At 29.1% G+C, this 17,771-nt stretch carries 14 protein-coding genes; 13 read left to right on the top strand and 1 reads right to left on the bottom strand.

The window, feature by feature from the left end:
- The first annotated feature begins 2 nt into the window (after positions 1-2).
- The 6 genes from SSABA_RS04410 (at position 3) to SSABA_RS04385 (ending at position 8,768) form a co-directional block, all read left to right on the top strand.
- Positions 3-2,684 carry a glycoside hydrolase family 38 N-terminal domain-containing protein gene (locus SSABA_RS04410; RefSeq protein ID WP_025251382.1) on the top strand — a complete coding sequence of 894 codons (2,682 nt, stop codon included), beginning with the start codon at positions 3-5 and terminating at the stop codon, positions 2,682-2,684.
- Positions 2,685-4,694, top strand: coding sequence for a fructose PTS transporter subunit IIA (locus tag SSABA_RS04405; protein ID WP_025251381.1), 2,010 nt, complete (start codon positions 2,685-2,687; stop codon positions 4,692-4,694).
- Positions 4,669-5,586: a MurR/RpiR family transcriptional regulator gene (locus SSABA_RS04400; RefSeq protein WP_025251380.1), complete on the top strand. Its 918-nt coding sequence runs from the start codon at positions 4,669-4,671 to the stop codon at positions 5,584-5,586. Before SSABA_RS04405 ends, SSABA_RS04400 begins: the two co-directional genes overlap by 26 nt.
- 152 nt (positions 5,587-5,738) lie before the next feature.
- The gene (locus SSABA_RS04395) at positions 5,739-6,542 is read left to right on the top strand and encodes an HAD-IIB family hydrolase (protein WP_025251379.1); all 804 of its coding nucleotides are present in this window, start codon (positions 5,739-5,741) and stop codon (positions 6,540-6,542) included.
- Between the two features lie 69 nt (positions 6,543-6,611).
- Positions 6,612-7,226 carry a LemA family protein gene (locus SSABA_RS04390; RefSeq protein ID WP_025251378.1) on the top strand — a complete coding sequence of 205 codons (615 nt, stop codon included), beginning with the start codon at positions 6,612-6,614 and terminating at the stop codon, positions 7,224-7,226.
- A 237-nt stretch (positions 7,227-7,463) separates the two neighbouring features.
- A complete protein-coding gene (locus tag SSABA_RS04385; RefSeq protein WP_025251377.1) occupies positions 7,464-8,768 on the top strand; it encodes a DUF2130 domain-containing protein in 1,305 nt (434 codons plus the stop codon).
- A gap of 153 nt (positions 8,769-8,921) precedes the next feature.
- Here the strand turns inward: SSABA_RS04385 and SSABA_RS04380 are convergent, their stop codons facing one another.
- Positions 8,922-10,454 carry an ABC-F family ATP-binding cassette domain-containing protein gene (locus SSABA_RS04380; RefSeq protein WP_025251376.1) on the bottom strand — a complete coding sequence of 511 codons (1,533 nt, stop codon included), beginning with the start codon at positions 10,452-10,454 and terminating at the stop codon, positions 8,922-8,924.
- A 107-nt stretch (positions 10,455-10,561) separates the two neighbouring features.
- Between SSABA_RS04380 and SSABA_RS04375 the strand changes: the two genes are divergently transcribed.
- The 7 genes from SSABA_RS04375 (at position 10,562) to metG (ending at position 17,610) form a co-directional block, all read left to right on the top strand.
- Positions 10,562-11,263 (top strand): hypothetical protein, encoded by a 702-nt coding sequence (locus SSABA_RS04375; RefSeq protein ID WP_025251375.1) that lies wholly within the window; start codon positions 10,562-10,564, stop codon positions 11,261-11,263.
- Positions 11,264-11,353: 90 nt separating this feature from the next.
- Positions 11,354-12,394 (top strand): ribose-phosphate diphosphokinase, encoded by a 1,041-nt coding sequence (locus tag SSABA_RS04370; RefSeq protein ID WP_025251374.1) that lies wholly within the window; start codon positions 11,354-11,356, stop codon positions 12,392-12,394.
- The gene (pth, locus tag SSABA_RS04365; RefSeq protein ID WP_025251373.1) at positions 12,395-12,955 is read left to right on the top strand and encodes an aminoacyl-tRNA hydrolase; all 561 of its coding nucleotides are present in this window, start codon (positions 12,395-12,397) and stop codon (positions 12,953-12,955) included. It abuts the gene before it with no gap.
- 9 nt (positions 12,956-12,964) lie between these two features.
- Positions 12,965-14,251 carry an adenylosuccinate synthase gene (locus SSABA_RS04360; protein WP_025251372.1) on the top strand — a complete coding sequence of 429 codons (1,287 nt, stop codon included), beginning with the start codon at positions 12,965-12,967 and terminating at the stop codon, positions 14,249-14,251.
- On the top strand, positions 14,251-15,558 hold the full coding sequence (gene purB / locus SSABA_RS04355; RefSeq protein ID WP_025251371.1) for an adenylosuccinate lyase: 1,308 nt from the start codon (positions 14,251-14,253) through the stop codon (positions 15,556-15,558). Before SSABA_RS04360 ends, purB begins: the two co-directional genes overlap by 1 nt.
- The gene (locus SSABA_RS04350) at positions 15,542-16,087 is read left to right on the top strand and encodes a phosphoribosyltransferase (RefSeq protein WP_025251370.1); all 546 of its coding nucleotides are present in this window, start codon (positions 15,542-15,544) and stop codon (positions 16,085-16,087) included. The genes purB and SSABA_RS04350 overlap by 17 nt, the downstream gene beginning before the upstream one ends.
- 2 nt (positions 16,088-16,089) lie before the next feature.
- Entirely contained in the window at positions 16,090-17,610 is a 1,521-nt protein-coding gene (gene metG / locus SSABA_RS04345; RefSeq protein WP_025251369.1) for a methionine--tRNA ligase, read from the top strand.
- Positions 17,611-17,771 lie beyond the last annotated feature (161 nt).

Raw genomic sequence — 17,771 nt, 5'->3', positions numbered from 1 at the left:
AAATGAATAAGAAATGAAGAATTCACTTTGTTCCCCACACCCATTGGGATAAAGAGTGATATTTTACCAAAGAAGTATCAACAGTTTTTTTAGTAGATAATATTCAAAAACTAAAATCAATTTGTGATAATCTTGAAAGTTTTAAAAGTATTGTTTTTGATAGTCAGCTGTCAATTATTGACGACTATTTAAGCTATTTTCCAGAAGACGAAAAAATTATTAATAAATTAATCAAAGACAAAAAGTTATTGGTTGGACCATGGTATACTCAACCAGATATGTTTAACACAAATGGGGAATCAATTATTAGAAATTTAGTTATCGGAAAACTGGGTTCAGAAAAAAGAGGTCACAGCTTAAAAAATGCCTACACTCCCGATTCTTTTGGTTTTAATTCTAACATGCCACAAATACTAAAATCAACTGAGTGCGACACTTTGATTCAGTGAAGAGGTGTTAATCAAGATCACATTGAAAAATCGGTTTATAGTGAATGAAAAGGAATTGATGGATCAAAAGTTGACTTTTACAACATTTTTAAATATGGATATGGTTTAACTTTTTGAGCCTTTGACTCTGTTTATAAAAAATGAGATAAAAAAAATATGAGTGACTTGGCAAAAGAGTATCTAGATAAGTTTAGTTCGACTCACGAAGATTTAATTAATTGAAAAAAAGTAAATAAAAATACCGGTAATGTATTGTGCTTTCCCTTTGGTTCGGATCAAGCCCCGATTATTGAATGATTACCTTTATTTGTTGACGAATTAAATAAAATTGATTTAGAACATGAATGAATTTTAAGCGACTATGATTCATTTTGTGAGGATATTAAAAAATCTACAAAAAATTTGTCCAAAAATGAAATTCAAGGAGAGTTAAAATACGGACAGTACTCAAGAACTCACAGAACCATTGCCTCTTCTCGATACGATATTAAATTACTTTCAAAAAAAGTTGAAAATCAATTGTATAATGAAGCAGAGCCCATGGGTCTAATTTATCAAAAATTTACAGGCAAATATCCTGAAAGAATTTTTGAAAAAGCAAATAAACTACTACTTGAATGTCATGCTCACGATAGTCTTGGAGGTAGCTGCACGGATGAAACAAACCGCGAAATAATTATTCGATTAAAACAAGTTCAGTCGATGCTTGAATCTCAAACCGTTTTAATTAAAAGAAGAATCACTGAATATTTAAATTTACAAAAAAAAGATTTAATAATTTTTAATCCTCTACCTTTTAGAAGGTCAGTTAAAGTTGTAATGCCAATTGTTACTCGAAACAAAAAGTTTGAAATTTTTAAAGATCAAAGTTCAATTAGCTATAGAATCATTAATCAAAAATTTTATAATCGCGATCAATTCATAATTGAAAATGAAACCCACTATAACACAACAAATAACGATGAAAAAGGATTTTATGTAACTGAAATTGAATTTCTGACACCAAAAATTGATGGATTATTTTATGATATATTCAAAGTGTCCGATGATGAATTAAAATTAGTAAGCGCCCCAATTTTTGAAAAGAAAATCAAAAACAAACTTGAGATAAATGACATTGGAATTGAAGTTCTAAAAAATGGTGATATATTAATGACGCAAAATAGTAAAGAAACAATTATTTCTTTAGAAGCAATGTTTGATGCTGGTGATACCTATGATTTTTCACCATCTAAAATAAATCGTAAAAAAATAAACGAATTAATCAGTACAAACAATTTCACCATCCAGGACAATAACTTAGTAGTTGTTGATCAGAACTGAAAAGTTTTTGAAAGTCTTGAGTCGCCAAAAAAAATTGACCAAAATATTTTAATCAAAATATTTATAAATTCAGAAAGTGTTGATATAAAAATTAATTTATTAAATAAGGCAAAAGATATCCGTTGAAGAATCTTATGAAATACAAAAACTAAAAACGATTTTTCTTTTGCTGATCAATCAGGATCTTTAATTAAGCGACCAGTTATCGATCAATGAAATGCAAATCGTTGAGAACAAGACAAATGAAAAGATAATCCGGTTTGCATTGAAACTTGTGAGTCATTAGTATATTTAAATCCAGAAGGAGAAACAAAATACTCAATTTTTACTATTGGAAATAATGAATATGAAATTATTGATAAAGATTTTTCAACAATTGCTGTAACTTTATTTAGGGGAGTTTCTTTAATTGGAAGAAGAGGTCTTGAATATCGTCCAGGAAGAGCCAGTGGAATCAATGATTATCCATATGCAACTCCCGAAAGTAATCTGTTAGAAGAAATGGAGTTCAATTTTAACTTTAAAATTTCAAACGATAAGAATATTGCAGTTGCTTCAAAAATGCACTTCCTACCAACTTCTGCTTTTCAAAAACAAAATATTTCAGTTTACTTATTTAAGGGACAAACATTTTGAATGTCAAAAGTGGACCAGTTGAATAAAGCTCCAAAGCCTAGCAATTTGTTTGAGTGAGAAAATAATTTCTTCGTAGCTTGTGCTAAAAAAAGTTATAACAATAATGAACAGGTTTTTAGGTTGTACAATCCATCAGAAAAAGAAGTTGAAATAAAAATTTTAGATATCGGTTCTAACCTTGTTGAATCAAATTCATTGGAAAGACAAGAAAAAAAACTAGTTAATAAAATTGGTGCAAATAAATTTAAAACAATTATTAAAAAAGGAGAAAAATAAATGACTGATGAAAAAGTTTTTCAAAATCAATATTTAAATATTAACGTCGATGTTAATTCTCCAGAAGAATTATTAAATAAAATTGCTGAAATTTGTTTAAGAAATAAAATTTGTGACAATAAAGAAAAGTTGATTCAAAAAATTAAGGAAAGAGAAGAATTATCTTCAACTGGATTTGAAAATGGTATAGCAATTCCACACACTAGATTTAAAGAAATAAAAAAAAGTGCAGTATTATTTATTCGCTTAAAAAAAGGTATAGATTGAAAAGCTATGGATGGAGAAATTTCAGACAAATTCTTTTGTATTTTGGTTCCTGAAAATGAGAGGGTCGGAGATGAACATTTAAGAATTTTGGGAATTTTAGCAAATAAATTATTAGACGAAAAATTCATAAATGTTTTATCAACAGAAAAAGATAAAGATAAGTTATTTATTGAAATCAAAAATGTATTTGAAGAAAAATGAAATACTACCGAAGAAATTTTAGTTGCAGATGAAGAAAAAGATTTTTATGTCGCTGTTTCAGCCTGTACTTTTGGTTTGGCCCACACTTATTTAGCTGAGCAGAAATTATTGAAATTTGCGAAAGAAAACAATTTCAAAATAAAAGTAGAAACACATGGTGCTCGGGGAGATCAAAATATTATCACTGAAGAAGATCTGAAAAAGGCAAAAGGGGTTTTAATTGCCGTTGATAAAAACTTGGATTTAAAACATATTAATCATGAAAATATTTACCGAACAAGAACAATTGATGCAATAAAAAACACAGAAAGAATTTTTGAAATTTTAAAAGGTAATATAAAAATAAATAAAAATAAAGCCGCAGTAAGCAATTTTTTTAAGATAAAATTACATCAGAATTCCTCATTTTCTGCAGGAAAAACCTATAACATAATTAGACTATTTGCCTTGGTGATTGCGTTGTTTGTTTTTGCAGTACAACTTGCCCCAGAAAGTAAATTTTTAAAAGACTCTCTTGATGTTTTACAATATATGGCAATTCCTGGAATTCCTATAATTGCTGGTTTTATCACGTATAGTTTTACTAAATCAGAGGGGACCGGAAGCGTTGTTGGAGGTTCTTTATTTATAATTACAATTTATAAAAATTTTAATAATCTTGGAGCTTCAACAGGACTAGAAAAGTATTTTGCATCATATGGGGTCATGGGGGCGATTGTTATTTCCGCAGTTGCAATTTTGTACCATCTCTATGTATATAAATTAAATTCACTTATTTTTTTAAAAAATAAAAAATTAAATGGGGGATTTAAATGATTTTTACAAATTATTTTGGTATTTGTTATCGGATTAATTGCTTTTTATAGCTTTAATCAAATAGCTATGGCAAATAACTTTTTGTTTGAAAATATAATCAAACTTGACAGCAATCATTGATGGTTTAGAACTATTGTTGCAACAGTTTTTTTTGGCTTAATGGTTACTGACATGGGAGGACCAATAAATAAATGAACAATTACATTTTCGGCCTTGTTCTTTTTAGACTCATTTGCAATAAGTCCGCAAAATCCTTGAATGACTCCGCTGACCGCCCAAGTAATTGCTATTTCAACACCAGGTCTAGCTGTTTGGGCTCGTGGATTATTATTGAAAAATAAATTAGACGAAAAAGAGTTGAATTTGTCAAAACTAGCTGGAAAACAAGGATTCAATGGTATTTCAGAAGGGGCTTTGTGAACTTTAGAAAAATATAAATGAAAAGCGTACCTATCTAATTATCTTCTTGCGATATATTGTGGAGCAATAATCGGTGTATTTCATATTAAAACATTCGGTGGATACAACAATATTTTAGGTGTCTTCTTCGGATTTTCAACAGATAACTTTTTAAAGTTATGCGGTCTAGAATATCCTTCATTTAACATTGGATTTTTAATTCTAACCTTAACTTCTCCAATTTTTGGAGGTATAATTAATTCTGTATTTCTTAAAGAAAGCAGCAAAGTTAAGGTTAAAAATGAAAAAAGAATTCAAGAAATTTAATTTAGAAAATTTAAATGAAAAACAAGTAGACTTATACAACTATGTCATCAACAATCTAGATGACATTTTGGAATTAAGTGTTCGTGAAATATCAGAAAAGTATGGTTGTGGCATTAGCTTCATTTATACTTTTTTGGCTTGCATTGAGACCAAGGGCTGAAAAACCTTTATCTTTAGATTGGGAATTTTAAAAGGAATGAAAAGCGCTGCTAGAATTGACGAATCATTCAACAAAGAGATTAACTTGAAAAATCAAATTACAAATTTGATATTCAATAATAATAAAACTGCCGACTTTAAAAATAAATTAATATTGGATGATCAATTTATTAAAATAGATAAGTTGTGTGATGATATTAGTGAAGCTAATAGAATCCTGGGCTTTGGGCAAGGACATGGCCTGCTGGCGGTTAATGATTTATTTGGGATGTTTTCTAAATTAGAATTAAAATGTATACAATTAATTAAAAACAAAAATAATTTTAAGCAACTAATTACAGAAATTGAAGATGATGATTTATTAATAATTTATTCTTTTAAGGGTGTTTCTGAGTTCACAATAGATTTTTTCAATCTTTTAAAAAAAACAAAGCCAAATCTCAAAACTTATTTGATAACTTCAAATTATAATTGCAAAATACAAGAACAAGAAAATCGAACTATTTTCATTCATAACAATTTGATGGACATTGAAATAAAAGACAATTTAATTTTGGCAAGTCCCTTGCGTTCATTTATTGTGTTTAATGACTATTTAAAAACTTTTTTATTTTATAAAAACAAAAATGAATTTTCAAATTTAAAATCGTTAGTTACGGAGCTAAATTCTTGAAAAGATAACAACAATGATTATTACCGTTTTGAGAAAAAAAATTTGGAAAATGATAGTTAATTTTTAAATTTATTTTATTGTCTAAGATAGTGTCTAAATTTTTAATCAAAGTTTAATCGCCTTTCAAAAATAGTTAAACACATCTTTAAAATATAAATGTTTTTAAAATTATCAAATGATAATAGGTATAATAATGTTAAAGGAGTAAAAATATGAAATGATGATTTTCAGATTATGATGGAACTATTAATTTAAAACACGATGACTCTATTGATAAAAGAGACTTGGATTTTATTTCAAGTTTTATGGATAGAAACAATCAATTTGCAATTGCTAGCGGAAGATTACATAACGAAATAAAAGATGTATTAAAAAACAACAATATAAAATACAATTATATAATAGCCTGTAATGGAGCAGCGGTTTACGATAAGAATGATAAATTAGTTCAATCGCTTCCGATACCAATGGAAGATCGCCAATCAATTTTAAATTTATTGTTAGAAAACAAAGATTTAATAAGTGGTTATTGTGATATGGATGAGCGAAAAGATTTTAACTCGGAAAAAATATCAGTAATTCACGATAATCCCTTTTTTATTGGCAGTGTTCCTTTAAACAACAATCATGTTGAAGGAGAGAAAGATATTTTAAATTCAGGAAATATAAATATAATATATTTTTATGGAGAAGAAAAAAGTTTAAGTTTGGTTCAAGAAAAAGCTAATAAAATATCAGATAGATTAAAAGCGATAAAAACTCATACAAATGTTTTGGAAATTGTAAACAAAGAAGTCTCAAAGGCTTTTGGAATTAAATTTATTATGAAAAAACATAGTATTGAAGTTGGCGATATTATTACATCCGGAGACGGAGAAAATGATATTGAAATGTTGGACCTAACCCCAAACTCTTTTGTTATGAAAACCGCTAAGCCAAACGTTTTAAAACACGGAAATCACCAAATTGATAATGTTTTTGAAATTGGTGAAATAATGAAAAAAGATTTAGGATAAATTATTATTTCAATTAAAAAAATTATAAATTTAAAAATGATATCATTATTTAGAATAGAGGATTAAAAAATGGCGTACGAACCTAAATTAAAAAACGAAACAGTTTTAGTAAAAGCAAATGGATTTGGTAAATTTATTGTTTACATCTCATTTGTCTTGACTTTGACAATTACTTTATGACTTTACATTGGAACAAAAAACAATTTTAAGCGTCAAGAGCAAAAAATTGAAGAGACAACTTCGGATATTGATGTTCAATTGAGAAGAAGAGCTGACACTTTAATGAAATTAGTTGATTCAACAAAAAGCTATATGAACTATGAAAATAAAACATTGATGGAAGTTACAAAATTAAGAACATCAGGAAAAATTGCTCCCCAAGATTTTGCAGAATATGATAGCAAAATTAATTCAACACTAGGTAAAGTCAATGTTGCTCTTGAGAGTTATCCAAATTTAAAAGCTAGCGATACTGTTAAGCAACTTCAAAAAACTATTGTTGATTGTGAAGACAATATTGCAGCAGCTCGCAGATTTTACAATAGCGAAATTCGCAAATTTAATTCATACATTCAAACTTGGCCAGCAATTGTTGCTGCAAGTAATGCTAAACTAGAAACAAAAATGTTTTTCGAAGCAACTCCAGAAGCTCGTGAAGATGTCAAAATTGATTTAGGATTTTAAAATATTTGAAATGACAATTAAGTCATTTTTTTTGTGTTAAATTGTATTTAAGAAATTTATCTAGATTATATTAAACTAAATTAATGTTTCAACAAAGCTGATAACAAACCTATTTTAAATGATCACTAAAAATGATAAGATAAATTTGTATTTAAAACAAGATCGGTAATTAAAATAAAATACTTTTTAATTAGAGACTACGATTTTAAATATGCAAAAACTTGGAGGAACATAAAAGTGAATTTTACATTTACGTGTCCAAACTGCAGCTATAAAATCACTGCAGCGGATTTTAAAGAAAACGAGTCAATTCTAGCTAATCTGAAAGAAATTTTTCAGAAGCATGAAGCTGATTATATTTCAATATTAGAAAAAAACCTTGTAGCCAATCTACAACAAAAAAATGATTTAATTGTTAGTCAAAAATTAACAGAGGCTGAAAATATTTTTCAAAAAGAAAAGCAAATTGAGATTGATAAGCTAAATCAATTAATCAATAATCAGAAAATAGAGTTATCAAACTTTGATTTAATTTTACAAAAAAAATTGATTGAGCAAGAAAATGCAATGAAGTCAAATTCAAATGAGAATGAAAAAAAATTACAAGAAGAAATTTTTAAATTAAGAACTCTTGTAGAAAATAATAAATCCCAGTTAGATTTAGTAGTTGCAGAAAAAGAAAAAGCTTTATTAATAAGCAAGCAAAAAGAAATAGAAGAATTTCAGAAAGTAATCAGTGAGCAAAAACTTTTGATTACTAGTAATCAAAATGAAGTTGATAAAATAAAATTAGAGTTTCAAAAAGAAAATTTAGAAAAAGTTGCGATGGCAGAAAAACTTTTAAATTCAGAAATTTCTAAATTACAAACCCAAATTAAAGAATTAGAACACGCAAATATTTTAAACAAAGTAATTCAAAATAAAACTAAAGGTGAAAATTTTGAACATGAAGTTGAGGGTGAGTTGAGAAAAGTTTTTGAACCAGGTGATATTATTGAAAAAATAACTTCGCAAGAGAAAAAAGCAGACTACTTGCACACCGTTAGAAACAATAATGAACCAGTTGGCAAAATTGTTTATGAAGTTAAAAATGCTGATTGAAGTAATGCTTGAGAAAAAAAATTGACAGAAGATATGGCAAGACAAAAATCAAAGTATGGAATCCTAGTTGCAACGTCATTTAATAAAAAATATTTAGGAATACCATTTAAAAGATCTGATGAAAATCCGAATATTTATTTATGCGATCCAGAAAGTTTTATCTTTGTTGGTCAAATAATTAAAAGTTTAATTTTGGTCGAAGATAAATTAAATAATCAAAAAAACAATTCAAATCTTGAAGATAAAATTGCAAACTTTAATCAATGAAAAGATACGCAATTACCAGTTTTGAATAAATTATTTTTTGACAGTTTAGAAAGAATTAAGGCTTCTGAATCGGGAATTACCAAGCAAGTTGATGAAATTAGAATCGCAAGAGAAAAAATGTATAACAATTGACAAAAAAACATTAAAGATTATTTAGAAAATTTTATTTTTTAATTTTGTCATTAATTATGAAAGCTTATTAAAATAAAATTTTTTATGAAGCAGCAATAATTAAATTATTAATCTAAATGAAAAATACCTTATTGAAACTCAATAGGGTATTTTTTATTTATTAAATTATTTTTAAAATTAAATTTGGTTAAATGATTATACTAACTTTTCAAAATCTAAAATTTTATCTGCTCACTGAGTTGAGAAGTTAATATCATGAGTTGTAAGTAATACTGTTCCCTCAAAATTTTTAATGCTCTCCAATAGTGCTTCTTTTGCTAGAATATCTATATGGTTTGTTGGCTCATCAAGAATCAGTAAGCTACAAGGAATCAAACTCGCTTCAGCTAAGCGAACTTTGGTCTGTTCTCCCCCAGATAGCATATGCATCGGATTATTCATCAATGCACTTTTCAGTCCAAACTTAGCAATTGTGGCTCTAATTGTTGACTCAGGCATATCCTCGTGAATATTTTTAATATATTGAACAGGTGTCATTTCTGTATTTTTTTCTATTTGTCTAAAATATGCGACTTGAACGCCGTTACCTAACTCGCAGGTTCCACTAATTGCTGGGATTTCTCCAGCTAAAGTTTTCAAAAAGGTGGTCTTACCAATTCCATTATAACCAGAAACAATACATTTCTCACCTTCACGAAGCTCGAAGTTAAGTGGATGAGTTAAAGCAAAATCATAACCCATTTCTAATTTTTCAGCTTTAACAATAACTGAACTTGCCGGTCTTTTATATTTAAAACTGAATTTTGGTTTAGCTTGTTCTGAAAGCTCCTTCATAACATCCATTTTATCTAATTGTTTTTGACGAGATTGTGCTGACTTAGCGGTTGAGGCTCTAGCGGCATTTTTTGCCACATAAGTTTCTAATTTTTTAATGGTTTTTTGCTGTCCAGCTCATTCCTTGGTATATTGCTCCTTGCGTAATTCAGATTGTTCAATGTATTTATCAAAGTTTCCAACGTAACGATTTATTTTAAGGTTCTCAATTTCATAAATAATGTTGCAAGTTTTATTAATAAATTCACTATCATGAGAAACCATAATGAAGGCAGGTTCAAAACTTTGTAAGAATTTTGCTAATCAGTCAACTTGCTCAATATCCAAAAAGTTGGTTGGCTCATCGAGAAGCAAGTAGTCATTTTCACTTAGCAATAATTTCGCTAAAAGAACTTTACCCCTTTGCCCACCAGATAAACTGCTCATTTTTTGTTCTAATCGTTCGTGTTCAATTCCTAAACCATCAACTAAACTACGAATTTTCTTACCAATTATTTCAAAGTCATTTAAATCTAAATGTTCTTGAAGCTTTAATGCGCGAACTAATTCATCTTCTTTATATTCGATTGCCATATCTTCATAAATCTTTGAAATTTGGGCCTCAATATCAAAAAGTTCTTTGTAGGCTCCCTCCAAATAAGCATTTACTGTTAATTCCCCATCAACTTTTTGATGTTGGTCTAAATATCCAACAGTAACACGAGGGTGAACCTCGATATTACCGTGATCTGGAATGATTGAATTATTTATAATATTTAAAAGCGTTGTTTTTCCAACACCATTTGCCCCAACTAGTGCAATATGCTCACCTTTATTAATTCTTAAAGTGGCATTTTCATAGAGTTTTTTACCTCCATTTGCATGAGTTAAACCTTCAATATATACTAAACTCATTTTTTTCTCCGTCCTAATAATTTAAAAAATAGTTATAAATCTAACCGTATTATTATATACTATTAGCAGCATAAAAATCAAAGTGACAGGGTGTGTTTTAAATAATTATGAAGCCAAAGACTAAAGCAAATTATCAAAAATTTTTATTTCCAACCATTAGTGCAAATTCAATAGCAAAAGATAACACAGTTGACTATACAAAAATTTCAAAAAACTCTCTAAAACAAGGTTTAATTGAATTGTTTCAAGTTCAATTAATTTTCTTTCGGTTATTTAGAATCAGCTCTCTGCATTTAATTATATTTTTAACCTCTCTACTGGCAATTTTTGGATTAAGTGTAGGAATTTCGTTGGTGATTTTTTTGGGATTTAAAATGGTCGATTATTGAACATGACTTACAATCTTGGGTTTTACAGCGTTGGGAGCTGGAATTGGGTTGGCTTTTGGTCTAAACAAGGCTAATTTAAAAGAATACCAAAAGATTTTTAGTAACTTAAATATTTTTATTTATAAGCTTAAACAAGACGACCAAACCGAGTTAAATATGTTTTTATTTGAAAATATCAAAACTTATAAACTAAATTTGACTGGGATTTTATTAGCAAATAAAGATTATGTTAACAGTATTAATAAAGTTGCTGTCAAACCAAATGAAGAAGTAACAAGTAAACAATTCGTAAATTCTAAAAATACTAAAAACTTTATCTACCAAAATGCTTTTATTCTTATTGATAAGAATGCAATTCCTACCAATAGTTACTTGACTACTCTAGAACTTGTAAATATTTATAATAAATCGCTTTTATAAAAGCGATTTTTTCATATTTTTGGGAATAGTATGATAAATATAACATTTTTTAGGTTATATTTATATTATGGGAAGCGAGAATTCTTTTATATGCCAAGGGAACAAAACGAAATAAATATTTTTGGTTTATCAGCGAGCCAAAAATTAACCGATGAAATTTGCAAAATTTTGGGAATCACTCAAAAAATAGCAAAAAAAATCGTTTTTGCTGATGGAGAAATCCTAATGCAAGCTGAGGATACTGTTCGGGGTAAGGAAATTTATGTAATTCAGTCAACAAGCCAGCCAGTTAATGAAAACTTGATGGAGCTGTTGATTGCAGTGGATATGTTTAAGCGAGCAAGTGCCCAAAAAATCAACGTTGTAATACCATATTTTGGATATGCACGCCAAGATAGAAAAGCCAAAGGCCGTCAACCAATCACAGCCAAATTAGTTGCCAACCTTATTGAGAAGGCTGGAGCCGACCGAGTTATTATCGTGGACCTCCACTCAGCTCAGTCAATGGGATTTTTTGATATTCCAGTTGATAACTTTCACTCTGCTCAAACTATGGCAAACGAAATTATTAATACAATAATTGATAATAATTTGGATCATAACAAATGTATTTTAGTGTCCCCAGATCACGGAGGGTTAACTCGTGTTCATGAGGTTGCAAAATATACAGCCGGTTTAACAAATGGAATAGCTGTTATTGCAAAGAGAAGGCCAGAACCCAATAAAGCTAATGTAGAATTTGTTTTGGGTGATATCCAAGATAGAGTATGTTTTATTGTTGATGACATGATAGATACTGGTGGGACAATTATTGCCGCGGCCAATGCTTTAAAAGAAAACGGAGCAAAAGAAGTTTATATTTTTGGGGGTCATGGATTATTTAATGGGGAAGGCCCAAGCAAAATGACAACCGCAATCCAAAATAAAATTGTCAAGGAAATCGTTGTTACAAATACAATTGAAATTCCTGAAGCAAAAAAATTTAAGGGTCTAAAAATTATTTCAGTTGCCAACTTACTAGCTACAATGATCAAGGCCTCTGTTCAAAATGACTCTTTGTCGGATGTCTATGGAGAATTTCAAGCACAAACTTTATGCCGAATTAAAAAGTTTTTAGGAGATAAAAAGTAAGTGAAATTAATTGTGGGATTGGGAAACCCAGGATTGCAATATCAACAAACGCGTCACAATGCTGGTTTTTTAGTACTTGACGAGTTGATAAAACATTATCGTGCAGACTTTTCTGGTGAAAAGTTTCAAGCACAAATATTTACAGCAAATATTGCAGGAGAAAAAGTTATTATGGCAAAGCCTCTAACTTTCATGAATTTATCAGGTGATTCAGTGATAAAAATTATCAGCTTTTATAAATTATCACTAAATGACGTAGTTATTTTGCATGATGAAAAGGATTTTCCAATAACCAAACAACAATTTAAAAATTTTGGTAGCCCAGCTGGCCATAATGGTCTTAAAAGTTTGATTAGTCATTTTCATACTACAAATTTTCAAAGATTGAGAATCGGTATTGGTAATCCTGAACCTGGATGAAAAATTGTTGACTGAGTGTTATCAAAAATTTCTGACACAGAATTAAAAACTATTATTACTAATTTCGTTAATAAAATTAATTGATTAAAAGATTGAGTTGAAGGAATGGAATTTATTAATTTAATGAATAAATATAATTAGGAGGAAGCTATGAAAAATAAAAGTTTAGTTATCGTTGGAGCACAATGAGGCGACGAGGGAAAGGGAAAAATTACAGACTATTTTGCTCAAAAAGCAAAAATGGTTGTAAGATTTTCTGGAGGAGATAATGCCGGACATATTATTGTAAGTGAAGGAGTTCGCCATAAAGTAACAATTGTACCTTCAGGAATTTTAAATCCAAAAGTTACCAACGTTATTGCCAATGGAGCTGTAATTAATTTACCAAGACTGGTTTCAGAATTAGAAATTTTAAAAAAAACCGGAGTTGAAACTAAAAACTTATTAATATCTAACCGCGCCCATGTTGTTTTACCATATCATATCGCAATTGATGAACTTCAAGAAAATGCGCGAGGGAAAAATAAAATAGGGACAACAAAACGAGGAATTGGACCAACTTATCAAGATAAAGTTGACCGCCTTGGGGTGAGAATTTGTGATTTATTTGATCCAAACTTTAAAGCTAGATTTGCTGAAATTATTGAGTTTAAAAATCGATTAATAACAAAAGTTTATGAAGGTCAGGCTTTAGATTTTGAAACTATTTATCAAGAATTAATGAGTAACTTTGAAAAAATAAAAAACCAGATTGTTGATACCTCGCTTTTAATTGACACAGCTATCAAGTCAGGAGAATATGTTTTATTTGAGGGAGCTCAAGGAGCACTTTTAGATATTGATCACGGGACTTATCCATTTGTTACTAGCTCAAATACAAGTGCAAATAACGCATCGTTGGGTTCAGGAATCAACCATAATCTAATTACAACAGCGTTAGGAGTTGTGAAAGCTTACTGTACTCGCGTTGGAACTGGAGGTTTTCCTACAGAACAAGCGAATTCAATTGGTGAAGGAATTCGTAAGCGCGGAAATGAATATGGCTCAAACACTGGTCGTCCCAGAAGAGTTGGTTGGTTTGATGCGGTTGCCCTAAATTATGCAATTAGAACTACGGGTCTAGACAAAATTTTTATAACTTTACTTGATGTACTATCAGGAGAACCAGTTGTCAAAATTTGTACAAGTTATAGTTTAGACGGTAAAGAAATTACAACCATACCACCATTGAATGCTGATTATCAAAATTGTCAAGCAAATTATATTGAAATGCCGGGTTGAAATGAAGATATAACAAAAGTTCACTCTTTCAAAGATTTACCAATTAACGCTCAAAATTATTTAAATAAAATAAAAGAATTGTGCAACATTGATATTTTAGGTTTTTCAGTTGGACCAGATCGTCAACAAACAATTTTATTGGAGCCTGAATTTTAATGATTGATCGTTATAAAGTCAATGAAATTGAAAAAATTTGAAGTGAAACCAACAAATTGGAAACATGGTTGTTAGTTGAAAATAAAGTTACTCTAGGATGGTGTGAGCTAAAAGTTATTCCTAAAAGTGACTGTGAAAAAATTATTAAAAATGCCCGGGTAAATTATAAACGTATGCAAGAAATTGAAATTCAAACTAAGCACGATGTTGTGGCATTTACAAGAATGTTATCAGAATCTTTGGGTGAAGAAAAAAAATGAATTCATTTAGGTTTGACTTCAACTGATGTTGTGGACACGGCTCAAAATTATTTAATAGCAAATTCCAACAAGGTTTTAATGAAAAGTTTAGATAATTTAACAGCAATATTAAAAGAAAAAGCAATTGCAAATAAAAAAACAATGATTATGGGAAGAACTCACGGAATTTATGGGGAGCCAACTTCGTTGGGATTAAAATTTTTATTGTGATATGAAGAAATTAATCGCCAAGTGGAACGCTTGAACTTAGCTAGAAATCAAATTGAGGTTGCAAAAGTTTCGGGATCAATGGGTAATTATGCTAACCTCGAATTAGAACTAGAGGAATTTGTAGCTAAAGAATTAAATCTTGGCACTGACACAATTTCTACACAAGTAACTCAAAGGGACCGTCATGCTTTTTTAGTTTCGGTTTTTGCCAATATTGCATCAACTATAGAAAAAATCGCAATTGAAATTCGCAGTTTTCAACGTAGCGAAGTTCAAGAAATGATGGAAGGCTTTGCAGTTGGACAAAAAGGTTCAAGTTCAATGCCTCACAAAAAAAATCCGATTAGTTCTGAAAATATTTCAGGTTTAGCAAGATATATAAGAACTTTTGTAAGTATGAGTTTAGAAAATAATTTACTATGACACGAGCGAGATATTTCCCACAGCTCCAATGAAAGAATTATGTTTCCTGATATTTATCATGCTCTTATTTACTCTTTAAATCGCCTAACATCGACAATAAAAGATTTATATATAAATCCAAAACAAATGATGAAGCATATTGAAGAACAAAAAAATATATTTTTTAGTCAACCAATCTTAACTTATATTATTAAGAATACTAATTATTCTCGCGAAGAAATTTATGATTTTATTCAAGAGTGCACTTTGAGATGTCAAGCAAACGCTAGCGATTTCAAAGATGAATTGGTAAAAAATAATATTAACAAATATATAAAAGAAAATGAATTTGAAAAAATGTTTCACCTTGATTATTTTTTGAGAAATGTTGAAAAAGTTTACGAAGGGATTTTAAAAAATGGAAGAAGTAACTAAATTATTAACGGTTATTACCGAAGAAGAAATAAAAAGTGCAATTATTAGTGAAGCTAGAAATTTATCAAAAATCTATGAGGGCCAATCGCTTGTAATTGTGGCAAAACTTTCAGGGGTTTTCATTTTTGTATCAGATTTAATTCGTCAATTAAAAGTTGATGTTGGAGTTCAATTTGTTGCAACACAAAGTCAAGAAGTTGGAAACGAAATTAAAAGTTCCGCCGCTAAATTTGATATTGGAATATCAAGTAGTTTAAAAGGTAAAAATGTTTTAATTGTTGAAGACATTTTAGATTTTGGTACCACTTTACAATCTTTATATGAATCAATTGAAAAAGAAAAGCCAAAAGAAATTCGAGTCCTAACATTGTTGGATAAATTCAGAACTAAAAGAAGTTTCAAATTTAATTACAAAGCTTTATTTAATGTGGAAAGTGATTACTTTGTAGGGTATGGCTTAGCCCACAATGATAGCTACCGTGGTTTGAGAGATATTTACAAATTTACAAAAGTAAATATAGAGGAATAGAAATGAAAAAGACTTTTTATGTAACAACCCCAATTTATTACGCAAGTGGGGATTTACATATTGGCCACACCTACACCACGGTGTTAGCTGATATTATGAATCGCTATAAAAAACTTATGGGTTATGAAACTTTCTTTTTAACAGGATCAGATGAACATGGTCAAAAAATTGCAACAAAAGCATTGGCTGAAAATCTTTCTCCAAAAAATTATGTAGACAAGATTGTTGAAAAGTTTAAAAACTTATGAAATCTTCTTGATGTTGACTATGATAAGTTTATTAGAACAACAGATGATTACCACAAAAAGGCGGTCCAAGAAATTTTTTCAAAACTTGTTGAAAAAGATTTAATTTACAAGGGAAGTTACAAGGGCCTTTATTGTGTAAGTTGTGAAGAATTTTTAACCTCTGAGCAAATCAACGAAGAAGGTTTGTGTAAAGTTTCGCAAACCAAACCAGAAATTTTAGCTGAAGAAACTTATTTTTTAAGGGTTTCTCAATTTTCTGATTTTTTAACTAAGTTATTTGACACTAATTTTTTAACCCCAGAGTCTAGAAAAAATGAAATGCTAAAAAATTTTATTGAGCCAGGTCTTGAAGATCTTTCTGTTACAAGAATTTCTTTGGAGTGAGGAATTCCAACAAACGAAGACCCAAAACATGTAATTTATGTTTGAATTGATGCTTTATCCAATTATATAACTGCTTTGGGCTATGGGCAAAGCGAAAATAGTTTACTAAAAAAATTTTGAAATTCAAAAACAGAAATTGTTCAATATGTGGGAAAAGAAATAACTAGATTTCACTCGATTTATTGACCAGTAATTTTAGAAGGATTAGGTTTGCCAATGCCCACAAAGCTAATTTCTCATGGATGAATTTTGGCAAAAGATACAAAAATGTCAAAATCTTTGGGAAATGTTATTGATCCAATTGCTGTTATTAATGGTTTTTCAAGTGATGCACTTAGGTTTTATATTGCAAAAGAATTACCAACTGAACGCGATGGTAATTTCACAGAAGAATTGTTTATTGAATCTTATAATACTAACTTGGCAAACAACATTGGCAATCTAATTTCTAGAACTAACAACATGATTGTAAAATATTTTGATGGAAATATTTTAGAAGAAATCGACTTAGCAAATCATCAAATTACAAATTTGAAAAATCAAATGATTGCAAATTATATTAAAGAAATGAATGATTATCAAATTCACAAAGCCGTTGATATTGTTATGAGGTTTTCTCAAGAATTGAACAAGTTCATTGAAGATGAAAAACCATGAGCACTTGAAAAATCAGGAGACACCAAAAATCTAGCAGTAGTTTTAAAAGTGTTGCAAGAAAGCATTGCAGTGATCATTCACTTGCTATCACCAATTCTTACTAAAAGTTACTCATTAATGTTAAATCAAATTGGTTACAATAAGCCTCTGCTAAATATTTATGAATTAGAAAGTGGCAAATTGGTTTTTGAAAAAATTAACGACCGAAAAATAATTTTTGAAAGAATCAATTAATTATTTTAAATAAACTCAAAATATAAACCCCTCAATATTTAATACTTTGTTATTGAAATATTGAGGGGTTTATTTTAATTCACCATGTTTAAATATTAAAATTATTTTGTTTTTTAACTTTTTTGAGTATTTATTTTTTTTCATTTCATTTTAAGTTATGC

The sequence above is a fragment of the Spiroplasma sabaudiense Ar-1343 genome (genome assembly GCF_000565215.1).
Lineage (GTDB): Bacteria > Bacillota_I > Bacilli_A > Mycoplasmatales > Mycoplasmataceae > Spiroplasma_B > Spiroplasma_B sabaudiense.
Note: the sequence above shows the minus strand (reverse complement) of the source record. Positions and strands in the feature narration are given on the sequence as shown.